The organism is Kluyvera sp. 1366, from assembly GCF_054823405.1.
In genome coordinates this window covers 155,173-172,453 of the sequence record NZ_JBTRDW010000005.1, presented here as the reverse complement: position 1 = coordinate 172,453, position 17,281 = coordinate 155,173, and the positions used below count along the sequence as shown (strand labels likewise).

General features: G+C 55.2%; 14 protein-coding genes. 9 read left to right on the top strand and 5 right to left on the bottom strand.

The window, feature by feature from the left end:
* The first annotated feature begins 26 nt into the window (after positions 1–26).
* The 9 genes from ileS (at position 27) to folA (ending at position 12,801) form a co-directional block, all read left to right on the top strand.
* On the top strand, positions 27–2,846 hold the full coding sequence (gene ileS, locus ACVLVH_RS12610; RefSeq protein WP_498949482.1) for an isoleucine--tRNA ligase: 2,820 nt from the start codon (positions 27–29) through the stop codon (positions 2,844–2,846).
* Entirely contained in the window at positions 2,846–3,352 is a 507-nt protein-coding gene (lspA, locus tag ACVLVH_RS12605; RefSeq protein ID WP_101762147.1) for a signal peptidase II, read from the top strand. Before ileS ends, lspA begins: the two co-directional genes overlap by 1 nt.
* 3 nt (positions 3,353–3,355) lie before the next feature.
* Entirely contained in the window at positions 3,356–3,826 is a 471-nt protein-coding gene (gene fkpB, locus ACVLVH_RS12600; protein ID WP_101762146.1) for an FKBP-type peptidyl-prolyl cis-trans isomerase, read from the top strand.
* Positions 3,807–4,760 carry a 4-hydroxy-3-methylbut-2-enyl diphosphate reductase gene (ispH, locus tag ACVLVH_RS12595; protein WP_008108655.1) on the top strand — a complete coding sequence of 318 codons (954 nt, stop codon included), beginning with the start codon at positions 3,807–3,809 and terminating at the stop codon, positions 4,758–4,760. The genes fkpB and ispH overlap by 20 nt, the downstream gene beginning before the upstream one ends.
* 221 nt (positions 4,761–4,981) lie before the next feature.
* Positions 4,982–5,797, top strand: coding sequence for a 4-hydroxy-tetrahydrodipicolinate reductase (gene dapB, locus ACVLVH_RS12590; protein ID WP_137385134.1), 816 nt, complete (start codon positions 4,982–4,984; stop codon positions 5,795–5,797).
* Positions 5,798–6,266: 469 nt separating this feature from the next.
* Complete coding sequence (gene carA, locus ACVLVH_RS12585) at positions 6,267–7,415, top strand: glutamine-hydrolyzing carbamoyl-phosphate synthase small subunit (protein ID WP_498949480.1); 1,149 nt, start codon at positions 6,267–6,269, stop codon at positions 7,413–7,415.
* A 13-nt stretch (positions 7,416–7,428) separates the two neighbouring features.
* Positions 7,429–10,653: a carbamoyl-phosphate synthase large subunit gene (gene carB, locus ACVLVH_RS12580; RefSeq protein WP_101762143.1), complete on the top strand. Its 3,225-nt coding sequence runs from the start codon at positions 7,429–7,431 to the stop codon at positions 10,651–10,653.
* Positions 10,654–10,890: 237 nt separating this feature from the next.
* The gene (locus ACVLVH_RS12575; protein WP_101762142.1) at positions 10,891–12,033 is read left to right on the top strand and encodes a porin; all 1,143 of its coding nucleotides are present in this window, start codon (positions 10,891–10,893) and stop codon (positions 12,031–12,033) included.
* Between the two features lie 285 nt (positions 12,034–12,318).
* Entirely contained in the window at positions 12,319–12,801 is a 483-nt protein-coding gene (folA, locus tag ACVLVH_RS12570; RefSeq protein WP_101762141.1) for a type 3 dihydrofolate reductase, read from the top strand.
* Positions 12,802–12,854: 53 nt separating this feature from the next.
* Here folA and apaH read toward each other — a convergent pair whose 3' ends face one another.
* From apaH to surA, 5 genes are read right to left on the bottom strand one after another with little or no spacing between them, the layout of a single operon-like run.
* Positions 12,855–13,724, bottom strand: coding sequence for a bis(5'-nucleosyl)-tetraphosphatase (symmetrical) ApaH (gene apaH, locus ACVLVH_RS12565; protein ID WP_110867508.1), 870 nt, complete (start codon positions 13,722–13,724; stop codon positions 12,855–12,857).
* A 49-nt stretch (positions 13,725–13,773) separates the two neighbouring features.
* Complete coding sequence (apaG, locus tag ACVLVH_RS12560) at positions 13,774–14,151, bottom strand: Co2+/Mg2+ efflux facilitator ApaG/CorD (protein ID WP_101762139.1); 378 nt, start codon at positions 14,149–14,151, stop codon at positions 13,774–13,776.
* 4 nt (positions 14,152–14,155) lie between these two features.
* Positions 14,156–14,980 (bottom strand): 16S rRNA (adenine(1518)-N(6)/adenine(1519)-N(6))-dimethyltransferase RsmA, encoded by an 825-nt coding sequence (rsmA, locus tag ACVLVH_RS12555; RefSeq protein ID WP_008108647.1) that lies wholly within the window; start codon positions 14,978–14,980, stop codon positions 14,156–14,158.
* Positions 14,973–15,965, bottom strand: coding sequence for a 4-hydroxythreonine-4-phosphate dehydrogenase PdxA (pdxA, locus tag ACVLVH_RS12550; protein ID WP_462062404.1), 993 nt, complete (start codon positions 15,963–15,965; stop codon positions 14,973–14,975). Before pdxA ends, rsmA begins: the two co-directional genes overlap by 8 nt.
* A complete protein-coding gene (gene surA / locus ACVLVH_RS12545) occupies positions 15,955–17,250 on the bottom strand; it encodes a peptidylprolyl isomerase SurA (protein ID WP_312463744.1) in 1,296 nt (431 codons plus the stop codon). Before surA ends, pdxA begins: the two co-directional genes overlap by 11 nt.
* Between the last annotated feature and the right edge of the window lie 31 nt (positions 17,251–17,281).

Here is a 17,281-nt window from a genome sequence, read left to right as displayed (position 1 = left end):
GACCGAAATACGGAATCGAGAATCTGATGAGTGACTATAAATCTACCCTGAATTTGCCGGAAACGGGGTTCCCGATGCGTGGCGATCTGGCCAAGCGTGAACCGGGAATGCTGCAACGTTGGTATGATGACAACCTGTACGGCATCATCCGCGAAGCCAAAAAAGGGAAAAAAACCTTTATTTTGCACGATGGCCCTCCTTATGCGAACGGCAGCATTCATATTGGTCACTCAGTTAACAAGATTCTGAAAGACATTATCGTTAAGTCGAAAGGCATGGCGGGCTACGACTCGCCGTACGTTCCAGGTTGGGACTGCCACGGCTTGCCGATTGAGCACAAAGTTGAACAGATGATTGGTAAGCCGGGCGAAAAAGTGAGCGCGTCTGAATTCCGTGCCGCTTGCCGCCAATATGCGGCAGAGCAGGTTGAAGGCCAGAAAAATGACTTCATCCGCCTCGGCGTGCTCGGTGACTGGGATCGTCCTTATCTGACGATGAATTTCCAGACCGAAGCCAACATCATCCGTGCGCTGGGTAAAATCATCGGCAACGGCCATCTGCACAAAGGCGCTAAGCCGGTGCACTGGTGCATGGATTGCCGTTCGGCGCTGGCTGAAGCGGAAGTGGAGTATTACGACAAAACTTCGCCATCCATCGATGTGATGTTCAATGCCGTTGATGCCGATGCGGTGCGCGCGAAGTTTGGCGTCGCGGCTTCAGAAGGCCCGGTTTCACTGGTGATCTGGACCACCACGCCGTGGACCATGCCAGCCAACCGCGGTATCTCGCTGCATCCTGAATTTGAATACCAGCTGCTGCAAATCGACGGTCGCAGCCTGATTCTCGCCAAAGAGATGGTTGAGAGCGTGATGAAGCGCGCGGGCATCAGCGACTGGACCGTGCTGGGCGAATGCAACGGCGCGGCGCTGGAGCTGCAGCTGTTCCAGCATCCGTTCCTCGAGCAGATCCAATCAAAAGTGGTATTGGGTGAGCACGTGACGCTGGAAGCCGGTACCGGTGCGGTACATACCGCACCAGGCCATGGCCCGGATGACTATGTGATCGGTCAGAAATACGGTCTGGAAACCGCCAATCCAGTGGGGCCGGATGGCGCGTATCTGCCAGGCACCTACCCGACGCTGGATGGTGTAAACGTCTTTAAAGCCAACGACATGATCGTTGAGCTGCTGAAAGAGAAGGGCGCGTTGCTGCACGTGGAGAAACTGCTGCACAGCTACCCGCACTGCTGGCGTCATAAAACGCCAATCATCTTCCGTGCCACGCCACAATGGTTCATCAGCATGGATCAGAAAGGCCTGCGTGCGCAGTCGCTGAAAGAGATCAAAGGCGTGCAGTGGATCCCAGATTGGGGCCAGGCGCGTATCGAAGCGATGGTAGCGAACCGTCCGGACTGGTGTATCTCACGTCAGCGTACGTGGGGTGTGCCGATGGCGCTGTTCGTGCATAAAGAGAGCGAGCAGCTGCATCCGGATACGCTGGAGCTGATGGAGAAAGTCGCGAAACGGGTTGAGCAGGACGGCATTCAGGCTTGGTGGGATCTCGATCCGCGCGACCTGATGGGCGATGACGCGGACCATTACGTTAAAGTGCCAGACACCTTAGACGTCTGGTTCGACTCTGGATCAACCAGCTACGCGGTGGTGGATGCGCGTCCGGAATTCGGTGGCCATACGCCAGATATGTACCTGGAAGGTTCGGATCAGCATCGCGGCTGGTTCATGTCTTCTCTGATGATCTCCACGGCGATGAAAGGCAAAGCGCCTTATCGTCAGGTACTGACGCACGGTTTCACCGTGGATGGTCAGGGCCGCAAGATGTCGAAATCGATCGGCAACACCGTGGCGCCGCAGGATGTGATGGATAAGCTGGGTGCAGACATTCTGCGTCTGTGGGTCGCTTCTACCGATTATTCCGGTGAGATGGCGGTCTCCGACGAAATCCTTAAGCGTGCCGCAGACAGCTATCGTCGTATCCGTAACACCGCGCGTTTCCTGCTGGCAAACCTTGCTGGCTTTAACCCGGCGACCGATTGCGTCAAGCCGGAAGAGATGGTGGTGGTGGATCGCTGGGCGGTTGGCCGTGCGCTGGCAGCGCAGCAGGATATCGTGCACTCCTACGAAAACTACGATTTCCACGAAGTGGTGCAGCGTCTGATGCACTTCTGCTCAATCGAAATGGGCTCGTTCTATCTCGATGTGATCAAAGATCGTCAGTACACCGCAAAAGGCGACAGCCTGGCGCGTCGCAGCTGCCAAACCGCGCTGTGGCACATTGTTGAAGCGCTGGTACGCTGGATGGCGCCAATCATGTCCTTCACCGCAGACGAAATCTGGGGCTACTTGCCGGGCGATCGCGCGAAATACGTGTTCACCGAAGAGTGGTATCAGGATCTGTTTGGTCTGGCAGATAACGAAACGCTGAACGATGCCTATTGGGATGATGTGCTGAAAGTCCGCGGTGAAGTGAACAAGGTGATTGAGCAAGCGCGTAGCGACAAACGCATCGGCGGCGCACTGGAAGCGACGGTTACGCTGTATGCGGATGCCGAGCTGGCAGCCAAGCTGCAGGCGCTGGGCGATGAGCTGCGTTTCGTGCTGTTAACTTCAGGCGCGACCGTGGCGGATTACGCTACTGCCAGCGATGAAGCGCAGCAGAGCGAGCTGTTCAAAGGTCTGAAAATCGCGCTGCACAAAGCAGAAGGCGAGAAATGTCCGCGCTGCTGGCATTACACTACTGAAGTTGGCCAGAATCCGGAGCATGCTGCGGTGTGTGGTCGTTGCTACACCAACGTCGCCGGCAATGGCGAACAGCGGAAATTTGCCTGATGAGTAAAGCGCTCTCTTCAACCGGTTTGCGCTGGCTTTGGCTGGTGCTGGTGGTGATTGCCATCGATTTTGGCAGCAAGATGTGGGTCATCAACAACATGATGCTGCATGAAACGCAGCCGCTGATGCCGTTCCTGAACCTGTTCTACGCGCATAATTATGGCGCGGCGTTCAGCTTCCTGGCCGACAAAGGCGGTTGGCAGCGCTGGTTCTTCGCCGGCATCGCCATTGCTATCGTGGTGGCGCTGTTGGTGATGATGTATCGCAACGCTGCCAGCAACAAATTAACCAATATTGCCTACGCCCTGATTATCGGCGGGGCGTTGGGTAACCTGTTTGACCGTTCGTATCACGGCTTTGTGGTCGATTTTATCGACTTCTATGTCGGTGACTGGCACTTCGCGACCTTTAACATCGCCGACTGTGCCATCTGCATCGGCGCGGCGCTGGTGGTGCTGGAAGGTTTTCTCAGCCCGAACGGCAAACCGGCTAAACAGAAAGGGTAACTGATGACAGACTTAGTTCAGCGCGATAGCGCGTTGCTGGTGCATTTTACGCTGAAGCTGGAGGATGGCTCGACGGCCGAATCCACGCGCGCCAACGGCAAACCTGCGCTGTTCCGTCTGGGTGATGGCAGCCTGTCGGGCGCGCTGGAACAGCAGCTACTCGGACGTAAAGTGGGCGACAAGCATGCCTTTACGCTGGAACCGGAAGATGCGTTTGGCGGCACCAGCCCGGATCTGGTTCAGTACTTCTCACGTCGTGACTTTAACGATGCGGGCGAGCCGGAAGTGGGTGCCATCATGCTGTTCAGCGGCCGCGGCGGCAGCGAAATGCCTGGCGTGATCCGTGAAGTTTCCGGTGACTCGATCACCGTAGACTTCAACCATCCGCTGGCGGGCCAGCGCATTCAGTTTGACATTGAAGTGCTGGAGATTGATCCGGCGCTGGAGGCCAACGATGCAAATCCTGTTAGCTAACCCACGCGGTTTCTGCGCAGGCGTCGATCGCGCCATCAGCATCGTTGAGCGCGCGCTGGAGATGTACGGCGCGCCCATCTACGTGCGTCACGAAGTGGTGCATAACCGCTACGTGGTGAGTAGCTTACGCGAACGTGGGGCGATCTTCATTGAAGAGATCGCTGAAGTGCCGGATAACGCCATTCTGATCTTCTCCGCGCACGGCGTATCGCAAGCGGTTCGCGCCGAAGCCAAAGCGCGTAACCTCACCATGCTGTTTGATGCGACCTGTCCGCTGGTGACCAAAGTTCATATGGAAGTGGCGCGCGCTAGCCGTAAAGGTGTTGAAGCGATTCTTATTGGTCACGCGGGGCATCCGGAAGTGGAAGGCACCATGGGCCAGTACAGCAATCCTAACGGCGGCATGTATCTGGTGGAATCGCCGGAAGATGTGTTCAAGCTGAACGTCAAAGATGAGAGCAACCTGTGCTTTATGACGCAGACCACACTTTCAGTCGATGATACTTCGGACGTGATTGATGCACTGCGTCAGCGCTTCCCGGCGATTATCGGTCCACGCAAAGATGACATCTGCTACGCCACCACCAACCGTCAGGAAGCGGTACGCGTCTTAGCGCGTGATGCTGAAGTGGTGCTGGTCGTGGGATCGAAAAACTCCTCTAACTCGAACCGTCTGGCCGAACTGGCGCAGCGTGCTGGTAAGCTGGCGAAGCTGATTGATTCGGCTGATGACATCCAGGAAGAGTGGGTCAAAGACAAGCAGATCATCGGCGTCACCGCGGGCGCTTCTGCTCCTGATATTCTGGTGCAACAGGTGATTCAGCGTCTGCGTGAGCTCGGCGGTGAAGCGGCGATTGAGCTGATTGGCCGTGAAGAGAACATCGTGTTTGAAGTGCCAAAAGAGCTGCGCGTCGACGTGCGAAACGTGCAGTAAGCGGTTTACACCGTAGTAAAATCAGGCCGACATTGTTCGGCCTTTTCTTTGCCTGTCGCTGCAGGAAATCCTGCTTCCAGCATACGGGATTGCTTTTACTGATAATGTTTCGCGGCTGGCATAAAATTCTTATATCCCTTTATTATTGTGGCGTGACTGTTATCTGACCGTTAACCTGTTTACGCTTTACATGCATAGATTTGTATCAGGAATGAATAATTATGAGTGAAATCCGCATTGCTATCGTTGGTGCGCCGGGTCGCATGGGACGCAATTTGATTCAGGCCGTACAGCAGGCGGAAGGTGTTGCGTTAGGCGCAGCACTGGCGCGTAGCGGTTCGTCATTGCTGGGCGTAGATGCTGGCGAACTGGCGGGCATCGGCAAAACAGGCGTGATCGTCTCTGACGACCTGCAAAAGGTGGTTAACGACTTCGATGTCCTGATAGATTTCACCCGTCCGGAAGGCACGCTGGAGTATCTGGCATTTTGCCGACAGCACAGCAAAGCGATGGTGATCGGTACCACCGGTTTTGATGAAGCCGGTAAAGCGGCGATTCGCGCGGCTGCTGAAGAGATTGGCATCGTGTTCGCCGCTAACTTCAGCGTGGGCGTCAACCTGGTGCTGAATCTGCTGCAGCAGGCAGCGAAGGTGATGGGCGACTACGCGGACATTGAAATCGTTGAAGCGCACCATCGTCACAAAGTTGATGCACCATCAGGTACTGCGCTGGCGATGGGCGAAGCGATTGCCGATGCCATGAAGTGGAATCTGGATGAGCACGCGGTGTATGCCCGTGAAGGTCATACCGGTGAGCGTAAAGCGCAAACCATCGGATTTGCTACCGTGCGCGCTGGTGATATCGTCGGCGAACACACCGCGATGTTTGCAGATATTGGTGAGCGCGTAGAGATTACCCACAAGGCTTCCAGCCGTATGACCTTTGCAAATGGTGCAGTTAAAGCGGCAAGCTGGTTAAAGAACAAGAAATCTGGCCTTTACGACATGCGTGATGTGCTGGATTTATCGATGTTGTGAGTGTTGTGAACCATCGTGATGTGGTTATTTCAATCGGTAAGACCTTGATTGACGAGGGCAATGTGATCATTGCCCTTTATTTTATCTGTAAATGACCATTTTGCTATATTATTGGTTCGAAGTGCTTATTTGTCGAAGTTGATGAGTGATTATCAGGCTTGCGATGGCTAATTTTGACCGTTTGGTCAAAAATTTATGCGCGCCAGCACCAGTTTGCCATTATCGCCGTCAGGCAACCGATTATTTTTCCGAGTTATCTCACTCTTTTGTCGCCTTTCGCCGTTTTTAACATTCAGTTGCCCGAAATATACAAAAAAATAACCACATGTTGTAGACAAGGTGCGGGGCGATCATTAGAATGCGCGCAATTTGCCAAAATTCGAGTACTCAGGCGGGTTTTGCATTGATTCTGGCACTGCTTTTGAATTAATATGCAAATATTGTGACTGTTTATTCCCTGGAGGATGTTTTGATTAAGTCAGCGCTCTTGGTTCTGGAAGACGGAACCCAATTCCACGGTCGGGCCATCGGGGCTACGGGGTCGGCAGTGGGGGAAGTTGTTTTCAACACTTCAATGACCGGTTATCAAGAAATCCTCACTGATCCTTCCTATTCCCGCCAAATCGTTACCCTCACTTATCCCCATATCGGCAATGTTGGCGTTAACGCCGCCGATGAAGAATCCAGCCAAATTCATGCTCAAGGCCTCGTTATTCGCGATCTGCCGCTGATTACCAGCAACTTCCGCAGCGAAGAAAGTCTGGCAGCTTACCTGCAGCGCAATAACATCGTTGGCATCGCCGATATCGACACGCGTAAACTTACCCGTTTGCTGCGCGAGAAGGGTGCACAGAGCGGCTGCATTATTGCGGGTGATAATCCGGATGCCGCACTGGCGCTGCAGAAAGCGCAGGCGTTCCCGGGCTTGAAAGGCATGGATCTGGCGAAAGAAATGACAACCGCGGAAACCTACGCGTGGCAGCAGGGCAGCTGGACACTGGAAGGTGACCTGCCGGAGCAGAAAACGGCGGAAGAGCTGCCGTTCCATGTGGTGGCGTACGATTACGGCGCCAAGCGCAACATCCTGCGCATGCTGGTGGATCGCGGCTGCCGCCTGACGGTCGTGCCGGCGCAAACTCCGGCGGAAGAGGTTCTGGCACTTAATCCAGACGGTATTTTTCTGTCGAACGGTCCTGGCGACCCGGAGCCATGCGACTACGCCATTAACGCCATTCAGGCGTTCCTGAAAACCGATGTTCCGGTATTCGGTATCTGCCTTGGCCATCAGCTGTTAGCGCTGGCGAGCGGTGCCAAAACCATCAAGATGAAACTCGGCCACCACGGCGGCAACCATCCGGTAAAAGATCTTGATAACAACACCGTGATGATCACCGCACAGAACCACGGTTTTGCGGTTGATGACAGCCAATTACCGGCCAATCTGCGCGTGACGCATGTGTCGTTGTTCGACCAAACCGTGCAGGGCATTCATCGTACTGACAAACCGGCCTTCAGCTTCCAGGGACACCCGGAAGCGAGCCCAGGCCCGCACGATGCGGCGCCACTGTTCGATCACTTTATCGAATTGATCAAAGCATACCGTTCTAACGCGAAGTAATCAGGAGCCCACGATGCCAAAACGTACAGACATAAAATCCATCCTGATTCTTGGTGCTGGCCCGATCGTTATCGGCCAGGCATGTGAATTTGACTACTCCGGTGCGCAGGCGTGTAAAGCGCTGCGTGAAGAGGGCTACCGCGTCATTCTGGTGAACTCGAACCCGGCAACCATTATGACCGACCCGGAAATGGCCGATGCGACCTATATCGAGCCGATTCACTGGGAAGTGGTACGCAAGATTATCGAAAAAGAGCGTCCGGATGCGGTGCTGCCAACCATGGGCGGCCAGACAGCGCTGAACTGTGCGCTGGAGCTGGAGCGTCAGGGCGTGCTGGCTGAGTTCGGCGTCACCATGATTGGTGCAACTGCCGATGCCATTGATAAAGCCGAAGATCGTCGTCGCTTCGACGTGGCGATGAAGAGCATTGGTCTGGGCACCGCACGTTCCGGTATCGCGCATACCATGGAAGAAGCGCTGGCGGTGGCCGAAGACGTTGGCTTCCCGTGCATCATCCGCCCTTCCTTTACGATGGGCGGCACCGGCGGCGGTATCGCCTATAACCGCGAAGAGTTCGAAGAGATTTGCGAACGCGGTCTGGACTTGTCGCCAACCAATGAGCTGCTGATTGATGAGTCGCTGATTGGCTGGAAAGAGTACGAGATGGAAGTGGTACGTGATAAAAACGACAACTGTATCATCGTCTGCTCGATCGAAAACTTCGATGCAATGGGCATCCACACCGGTGACTCTATCACCGTGGCGCCCGCGCAAACTCTGACCGACAAAGAGTATCAAATCATGCGTAACGCCTCGCTGGCGGTACTGCGTGAAATCGGTGTCGAAACCGGTGGTTCGAACGTCCAGTTCTCGGTGAACCCGAAAGATGGCCGTATGATCGTCATTGAAATGAACCCGCGCGTATCGCGTTCATCAGCGCTGGCTTCAAAAGCGACCGGCTTCCCGATTGCCAAAGTGGCGGCGAAACTGGCGGTGGGCTTTACCCTTGATGAGCTGATGAACGACATCACCGGCGGCTTAACGCCTGCGTCGTTCGAACCCTCTATCGACTACGTTGTTACCAAGATTCCTCGCTTCAACTTCGAGAAGTTCGCCGGTGCCAACGATCGTCTGACCACGCAGATGAAATCGGTCGGTGAAGTGATGGCGATTGGCCGCACCTTCCAGGAATCGATGCAGAAAGCGCTGCGCGGTCTGGAAGTCGGTGCCAACGGTTTCGACCCGAAAGTCAGCCTCGACGATCCAGAAGCGTTAACGCGCATTCGCCGCGAACTGAAAGATGCCGGTTCTGACCGTATCTGGTACATCGCCGATGCGTTCCGCGCCGGCATGTCAGTTGATGGTGTGTTCAACCTCACCAACATTGATCGCTGGTTCCTGGTGCAGATTGAAGAGCTGGTGCGTCTGGAAGAGCAGGTTGAACGCGAAGGTGTGAACTCGCTGAACGCGGAGTTCCTGCGCGCGCTGAAGCGTAAAGGCTTTGCTGATGTCCGTCTGGCCGCGCTGGCGGGCGTATCTGAAGGCGAAATCCGTAAGCTGCGTCAGCAATTTAACCTGCATCCGGTTTATAAACGCGTTGATACCTGCGCGGCTGAATTCGCCACCGACACCGCCTATATGTACTCAACTTACGAGGAAGAGTGCGAAGCCAATCCAAACCAGGATCGTGAAAAAATCATGATTCTGGGCGGCGGTCCAAACCGTATCGGCCAGGGCATCGAGTTTGATTACTGCTGCGTGCATGCGGCGCTGGCGCTGCGTGAAGACGGTTACGAGACCATCATGGTCAACTGTAACCCGGAAACCGTCTCAACCGACTACGACACCTCGGATCGCCTGTACTTCGAGCCGGTCACGCTGGAAGATGTGCTGGAAATCGTGCGTATCGAGAAGCCGAAAGGCGTCATCGTACAGTACGGCGGCCAGACGCCGCTGAAACTGGCACGCGCGCTGGAAGCGGCTGGCGTGCCGGTGATTGGTACCAGCCCGGACTCGATTGACCGTGCAGAAGACCGTGAGCGTTTCCAGCAGGCGGTTGATCGCCTGAGCCTGAAGCAGCCGGCTAACGCCACCGTTGCCACGCTGGAACAGGCCGTTGAGAAAGCGGCTGGGATCGGTTATCCGCTGGTGGTGCGTCCTTCTTATGTGCTGGGCGGCCGCGCGATGGAGATCGTTTACGACGAAATCGACCTGAAGCGTTACTTCCAGACCGCTGTATCGGTGTCTAACGATGCGCCAGTGCTGCTGGATCGCTTCCTCGACGACGCGGTTGAAGTGGATGTCGATGCGATTTGCGACGGCGAGCGCGTGCTGATTGGCGGCATCATGGAGCACATCGAGCAGGCGGGCGTGCACTCCGGTGACTCCGCGTGTTCACTGCCGGCCTACACGCTGAGCACTGAAATCCAGAACGTGATGCGTCAGCAGGTGGAAAAACTGGCCTTCGAGCTGAACGTACGTGGCCTGATGAACGTGCAGTTCGCGGTGAAGGACAATGAAGTTTACCTGATTGAGGTGAATCCACGTGCCGCGCGTACCGTGCCGTTCGTGTCGAAAGCCACTGGCGTGGCGCTGGCGAAGGTTGCCGCGCGCGTGATGGCAGGTAAAACGCTGGCTGAGCAGGGCGTCACTAAAGAAGTGATTCCACCGTATTACTCGGTGAAAGAAGTGGTGCTGCCGTTCAACAAGTTCCCAGGCGTTGACCCGATTCTCGGCCCAGAGATGCGCTCTACCGGTGAAGTGATGGGCGTCGGTCGCACCTTCGCTGAAGCCTTCGCCAAAGCGATGCTGGGTGCCCAGAGCAACATGAAGAAAACCGGTCGCGCGTTGCTGTCAGTGCGTGAAGGCGATAAGAAACGTATCGTCGACCTGGCGGCAAAACTGCAGAAGTTTGGTTTCGAGCTGGATGCGACACACGGTACCGCAGTGGTGCTGGGCGAAGCGGGCATCAATCCACGTCTGGTAAACAAGGTGCATGAAGGTCGTCCGCACATTCAGGATCGCCTGAAGAATGGCGAATATACCTACATCGTCAACACCACGGCGGGACGTCAGGCGATTGAAGACTCCAAGCTGATTCGTCGTAGCGCGCTGCAGTACAAAGTGCATTACGACACCACGCTGAACGGCGGTTTTGCCACAGCGATGGCGCTGAACGCGGATCCGACAGAGCAGGTAATTTCGGTGCAGGAAATGCACGCGCAAATTAAAGGCTGATTCCAATTGGCTACCCATTAACGGCTCCTGCGGGGGCCGTTTTTTTATCCTTTTACCAATGCCCGCATTTCCTTATCTGTAAAAATCCTATTGATTTGACATATGTTTTATCAGTTGATGCGGAAAGCGTTACACCTCGGAATATCCGCACAAAATTATAAATAAGATCCCAGTTAGCGCACCGTACTATTTCGCTCGCTCACCAATAGAGCGCTCACCTTAACTGGGATATAAAAAATGCAAATGCGTGCTTTCACTCTCAGCGCTATTGCTGCGTTACTCGCAGCGGCGCCACTCGCCAGCCAGGCGGAAATTACTTTACTCAAGCAGGATCCACAGGCGGGCGATGCGCTAAGCCGTCTCGACTTCAAAGTGGGCGGCAGTATTCGTCCGCAGTTCCAACATCAGAATGGCGTGAACGACAAATCGTACAAACGTAATGGCTACGACGGTGGCTCACGCTTTCGCTTCAGCGCCAATTATTACCTGTTTGACGACGTAAGCTGGGTCGGTTACTACGAGCTGGGCGTTAACTTCCCGGCCTGGTGGGGTTGGGACAATCATCATGCAGATGGTGCGAATAACACCTCGCGCCGCCAACTTTATACTGGCTTCAAAAGCGCCACCTTGGGTGAGCTCTACTTTGGTCAGCAGAACAGCGTTTACTACGATGTCGTAGGAGCGAAGACCGATATCTGGGATTACGATATGCTGGCGCAGGCGCCGGGCAACGGCATCAATGGTGATTACGATGGGTCTTACCGTTCGCGCAAAATGCTGAAGTACAAAAATACCTTCGGCGATGCGGATGTGTATGCGTCGTACCTGTTTGAAGATAATGAGTTCCTTCCAGGCAACGGCCTGCGTTACAAGCGTAAAGGCGGCGGCTCGCTGGGTGTGAACTACCACATCACCAAAGACCTGGCGTGGGGAACCGCGTGGAACTACACCCGCGCCGATATCCGCAATCCAGGCAATGGCGACAGCAAACGCTATGACCAGAATATCTACGGTACCGCTCTGAGCTGGACGCCGGATAACTGGACGCTGTCAGCCGGAGCGGGTTGGTATGAGAACTTCTCCCCAACCAAACGTAATACCGTTAACAATTACTTCGCGGATGACGCGTGGGGCATCGAATACTTTGCCGGCTACAAATTCCCAATTGGCCAGTATGCGGTGAAATCTATTCAGCCTTACTTCATGGGCGACCGTCTGGAGTTCGTCAACGGACGTGACTACAAACGTATTGATAACGGCGTTGGCGTGAGTGCTCAGCTGGATTACGGCTTCCGTGTCGACTACGAATATGTCATCACCTCCAGCACCGACAAGTCACTGGGCAACGTGAACCTGGTGCGTCTACGCTACGATTTCTAAAGCGTTTCAACGGCTCCAGCGGGAGCCGTTTTCTTTTTTTGCACAGAGTGCGCTTTTCTTTACACTGCGATACCAATAACGCGACGTTTCGCGCCGAGTTGTGCCGCCTCGTCAGCAATTTCTGGCTCCTCGCCCCGCAATTGCCGGGAAAGTCGGTGTAAAACTCTGTCCAATAACAAAAGTGCGGTGGCATCGGAGCTTTACGCAAATAGCGGGGGCGGCCTATCGACGAAAGTTTCGCCTTTACGTATGATGGCGCCAATTTTTTCCAGTAGGTCTTTTAACATGATTAGTCTGATCGCGGCACTGGCAGCGGATCGCATTATTGGTATGGAAAACGCCATGCCATGGAACCTGCCAGCAGATTTGGCATGGTTCAAACGTAATACCTTGAATAAGCCGGTGATTATGGGTCGTCTGACCTTTGAATCGATTGGCCGCCCGCTTCCTGGACGCCTGAACATTGTGGTCAGCAGCCAGCCGGGCAACCACGAAGGCGTTACCTGGGTGACATCGCTGGAAGAGGCGGTAAAAGCGGCGGGTGATGTCGAAGAGATGATGGTGATTGGTGGTGGACGCGTTTACGAGCAGATGCTGGCTCGCGCGGATCGCCTCTACCTGACCCATATCGATGCGGAAGTGGAAGGGGATACGCAGTTCCCGGATTACGAACCGGACGAGTGGCAGTCAACCTTCAGCGAATTCCATGACGCCGATGAGCAGAACTCGCACAGCTACTGCTTCGAGATCCTGGATCGCCGCAAGTAACGTTGCCAGTGATGGCGACCCATAAAAAATCCCGCTTATGCGGGGTTTTTTATTTACGGCGTATCACTTAACGGTGGATGCGCACTCACCGCGCTTTCGGCCATTGCCTGTTCGCGATTGGATGCCTGTACGTAATACTGTTTGGTTTCCCAATGCAGCAGCGTCAATGTTCCACCCCAGCAGCAGCCGGTATCCAGACCAATCACATGTTCCGGTGTGCCTTTACCTTCCAGCGATGCCCAGTGACCAAAGATCTGCGTATAGTCGCTGTCGATTTTGCCCGGCACCTTAAACCACGGTTTGAGCGGCGGCGGCGCTGATTCAGGCGACTCTTTGCAGATCATATCCAGCTGGCCATTCGGGAAGCAGAAGCGCATGCGCGTCAGCGCATTGGTGCTAAAGCGCAGTCGCGCCAGGCCGCTGAGCTCCGGCGTCCAGTTGTTTGGCATGTCGCCATACATCGCATCCAGAAACAGCGGATAGCTGTCGCTGGAGAGCACCGCTTCCACTTCACGCGCGCACAGCTGCGCCGTCTCTAAATCCCATTGCGGCGTAATGCCCGCATGCGCCATCAACAGCTTCTTCTCTTCATCTACCTGCAACAGTGGCTGACGACGTAACCAGTTAATCAACTCATCGGCATCATCGGCTTCCAGCAGCGGCGTCAGGCGATCTTTCGGCTTGTTACGGCTGATACCGGCATACACCGCCAGTAAATGCAGGTCGTGATTACCCAGCACCAGGCGCACGCAATTTCCCAGCGATTTTACATAGCGCAGCACATCGAGCGAACCGGGGCCGCGCGCCACCAAATCGCCGGTAAGCCATAAGGTGTCCTGCTGCGGATCGAAGTCAACCTGCGCCAGCAGCGCACGAAGCTCGTCATAACAGCCATGAACATCGCCAATCAGGTATGTACTCATTGTCAGTCCGATTAAAACGCGCCGCCCGGACGGGCCGGGCGGAGGAGGATTAGTGAATGTGGGTTTGCACCGCGAGTCGGAACACCGGAATCTCGACGTGGAACTCTTCGCCCGCATCGTCGATCATCACATAGTGGCCTTGCATGGTGCCCATCGGCGTCTCCAGAATCGCGCCGCTGGTGTACTGATACTCGCCGCCGGCCGCAATGTGCGGCTGTTCGCCGACCACGCCTTCACCTTGCACTTCAGTCTCGCGACCGTTGCCGTTGGTGATCAGCCAATAGCGGCTACGCAGCTGGACGTTGCTGCGCCCCAAATTGCGAATGGTGATGGTGTAGGCAAACACGTAGCGATCCTCGTCGGGCAAGGATTGCGACTCCACATACTGACTATGCACATGGATACAGACGCGGGCCAAATCACTCATGCACTCAACTCTCCGGAGTTTCAGCCTGATGCTTGCTCAACCAGTTTGCCAGTTGGCAATATTGCGCCACAGAGACGTTCTCTGCACGCAGCGAGGCATCGATTTCTAATTGATCCAGCGCACCAGCCGCAAACATATGAGCAAGGCTGTTGCGCAGCGTTTTACGGCGTTTACCAAAGGCTTCCGTGGTGATACGGCTCAGCAGACGAATATCGCTGACCGGATACTGTGGCTGCATGTACGGCACTAAACGCACCACGGCCGATTCCACTTTCGGTGCCGGCGTGAAGGATTCTGGTGGCACTTCGAGCACAGGAATAACCTGGCAATAGTACTGCGCCATCACGCTCAAACGACCGTAAGCTTTGCTGCCCGGACCGGCGACTAAACGATTCACCACTTCTTTCTGCAGCATGAAGTGCATATCTTTAATCGAACCAGTATAGCTGAAAAGGTGGAACATCAGCGGCGTCGAGATGTTGTACGGCAGGTTGCCGAACACGCGCAGCGGCTGGCCTTTCTCTTGCGCCAGCGCAGAGAAATCAAAGGTCATCGCATCCTGCTGGAAAATGGTCAGCTTAGGACCGAGGAACGGGTGCGTTTGCAGACGCGCAGCAAGGTCGCGGTCCAGCTCGACCACGGTCAGCTCATCCAGACGTTCGCCTACCGGCTCGGTTAATGCACCCAAGCCGGGGCCGATTTCCACGATAGCTTCACCTTTTTGCGGGTGAATGGCGGAGACAATGCTATCGATAATGTACTGATCGTTCAGGAAGTTCTGCCCGAAACGTTTACGGGCGTAATGCCCCTGATGGACGCGATTATTCATTACTGCTCTTGATCATAGTGATGGCGAGATTAAGCGCCGTGATAAAGCTGCCCGGTTCTGCCTGACCGAGACCGGCTAATTCAAGCGCGGTGCCGTGATCGACAGAAGTCCGGATAAAGGGCAGGCCAAGTGTGATATTCACCGCGCGGCCAAACCCCTGAAATTTTAGCACCGGCAAGCCCTGGTCGTGATACATCGCCAGAACCGCATCGGCATGTTGCAGGTATTTCGGCTGGAACAGCGTATCGGCTGGCAGAGGTCCGGTAAGTTGGATGCCTTGCTGGCGCAGTTCGTTGAGGGCCGGAATGATAGTATCAATCTCTTCGCGGCCCATATGGCCGCTCTCGCCGGCATGCGGATTAAGGCCGCAGACGAAAATATGAGGATGCGGTAAACCAAACTTCTGTAGCAGATCCCGATGCAGAATGGTGATCACTTCATGCAGCGTGTCGCGGGTAATTGCGGCAGAAACATCTTTCAGCGGCAGATGTGTGGTAGCCAATGCCACACGCAACTCTTCTGTTGCCAGCATCATCACCACTACATCGCCACCGGCGCGATCGGCAAAAAATTCGGTATGACCGGTAAACGGAATGCCCGCATCGTTGATCACGCCTTTGTGCACCGGACCGGTAATCAGCGCGGCAAATTCGCCGTTCAGACAACCGTCACAGGCGCGCATCAGGGTTTCCAGCACGTAGTGACTGTTTGCGACGCAGAGTTCTCCGGCGGTCACTGGCTGAGCGGTATCGACCTGCAGCAGCGTAAGCGTGCCGGCCTGCTGCGGTTGTGCCGCAACGCCAGGTTGATAGTCACGCAGCGTTAGCGGCAAACCCAATAAAGCAGCGCGACGGCGCAAAAGCTCGCCGTCGCAGCAGACCACCAATTCAACCGGCCAGTTTTGCTGCGCCAGTTGCAGGGTGAGGTCGGGACCAATCCCGGCGGGTTCGCCGGGCGTGATCACCACACGATAATTACTGACCATTGTTATCCAGAATTTTCACGTAAGCACTGGCGCGCTGTTCCTGCATCCAGGTTTGCGCTTCTTCCGCGAATTTACGGTTGAACAGCATGCGATAGGCGCGCTCTTTCTGCGCGGCATCGGTCTTATCAACCTGACGCGTATCCAATAACTGAATCAAGTGCCAGCCAAATGAGGAGTGAACCGGCTGGCTGACCTGGCCTTTCTGCAGCTTCAGCAATGCATCACGGAATGCCGGATCGTAAATTTCTGGAGATGCCCAGCCGAGATCGCCGCCCTGGTTAGCCGAACCCGGATCGTCGGAGAACTGTTTGGCCGCTGCGGCGAAGGTGGTTTTACCACTTTTAATATCCGCTGCAATCTGTTCGATTTTGGCCTGCGCCTGAGCGTCGGTCAGGATCGGTGAAGGCTTCAGCAGAATGTGACGCGCATGCACCTCAGTCACAGAGATGCTTTTGCTTTCGCCACGCAGGTCGTTCACCTTCAGGATGTGGAAACCAACACCTGAACGGATTGGACCGACGATATCGCCTTTCTTCGCGGTGCTCAGCGCCTGCGAGAACAGCGTTGGCAGCTCTTCAATTTTGCCCCAGCCCATGTTGCCGCCTTTCAGCGCCTGCGGATCGGCTGAGTAAGTCACGGCCAGCTTGCCGAAGTCGGCACCGCCTTTCAGCTGAGCAACCAGTTGGCGCGCCAGCGTTTCCTGGTCGTCAACCTGCTGCTGCGTCGGGTTTTCTGACAGCGGCAGCAGAATCTGGCTGATGTTAAGCTCAGTACCTTGCGTGTTCTGCGCACCCACCTGCGTAGCCAGCGTATCCACTTCCTGCGGCAGGATAGTGACGCGGCGACGCACTTCGTTGTTACGCACTTCTGAAATCAGCATCTCTTTGCGGATTTGCGCACGGTAAACGTTGTAGTTCATACCGTCATAGGCCAGACGGCTACGCAGCTGATCGAGGCTCATGCGGTTTTGCGCGGCAATGTTCTGAATTGCCTGATCCAGCTGCTGATCGGTAATCTGCACGCCCGCTCTTTCACCCATTTGCAGAATGATGGCATCCATGACCTGGCGTTCAAGGATCTGATGACGCAAGGTTTTGTCATCAGGGAGTTGCTGGTTTGCCTGCTGCGCCTGTGATTTCACGGTGCGCATCATGTTATCAACGTCACTTTCCAGTACCACGCCGTTGTTCACGACTGCGGCAACTTTATCAACCACTTGTGGGGCTGCGAACGCAGTGTTAGCGGTAATCGCTACACCAAGAATCAGCATTCTCCAGTTCTTCATACTTTATCCATTGTTGTTTCCGCACTGCGGG

Excerpts from the sequence above, each read along its gene's own strand:
- ileS (WP_498949482.1), top strand. The coding sequence starts at position 27 with ATGAGTGACTATAAATCTACCCTGAATTTGCCGGAAACGGGGTTCCCG.
- lspA (WP_101762147.1), top strand. The coding sequence starts at position 2,846 with ATGAGTAAAGCGCTCTCTTCAACCGGTTTGCGCTGGCTTTGGCTGGTG.
- fkpB (WP_101762146.1), top strand. The coding sequence starts at position 3,356 with ATGACAGACTTAGTTCAGCGCGATAGCGCGTTGCTGGTGCATTTTACG.
- ispH (WP_008108655.1), top strand. The coding sequence starts at position 3,807 with ATGCAAATCCTGTTAGCTAACCCACGCGGTTTCTGCGCAGGCGTCGAT.
- dapB (WP_137385134.1), top strand. The coding sequence starts at position 4,982 with ATGAGTGAAATCCGCATTGCTATCGTTGGTGCGCCGGGTCGCATGGGA.
- carB (WP_101762143.1), top strand. The coding sequence starts at position 7,429 with ATGCCAAAACGTACAGACATAAAATCCATCCTGATTCTTGGTGCTGGC.
- ACVLVH_RS12575 (WP_101762142.1), top strand. The coding sequence starts at position 10,891 with ATGCAAATGCGTGCTTTCACTCTCAGCGCTATTGCTGCGTTACTCGCA.
- folA (WP_101762141.1), top strand. The coding sequence starts at position 12,319 with ATGATTAGTCTGATCGCGGCACTGGCAGCGGATCGCATTATTGGTATG.
- apaH (WP_110867508.1), bottom strand. The coding sequence starts at position 13,724 with ATGAGTACATACCTGATTGGCGATGTTCATGGCTGTTATGACGAGCTT.
- apaG (WP_101762139.1), bottom strand. The coding sequence starts at position 14,151 with ATGAGTGATTTGGCCCGCGTCTGTATCCATGTGCATAGTCAGTATGTG.
- rsmA (WP_008108647.1), bottom strand. The coding sequence starts at position 14,980 with ATGAATAATCGCGTCCATCAGGGGCATTACGCCCGTAAACGTTTCGGG.
- pdxA (WP_462062404.1), bottom strand. The coding sequence starts at position 15,965 with ATGGTCAGTAATTATCGTGTGGTGATCACGCCCGGCGAACCCGCCGGG.
- surA (WP_312463744.1), bottom strand. The coding sequence starts at position 17,250 with ATGAAGAACTGGAGAATGCTGATTCTTGGTGTAGCGATTACCGCTAAC.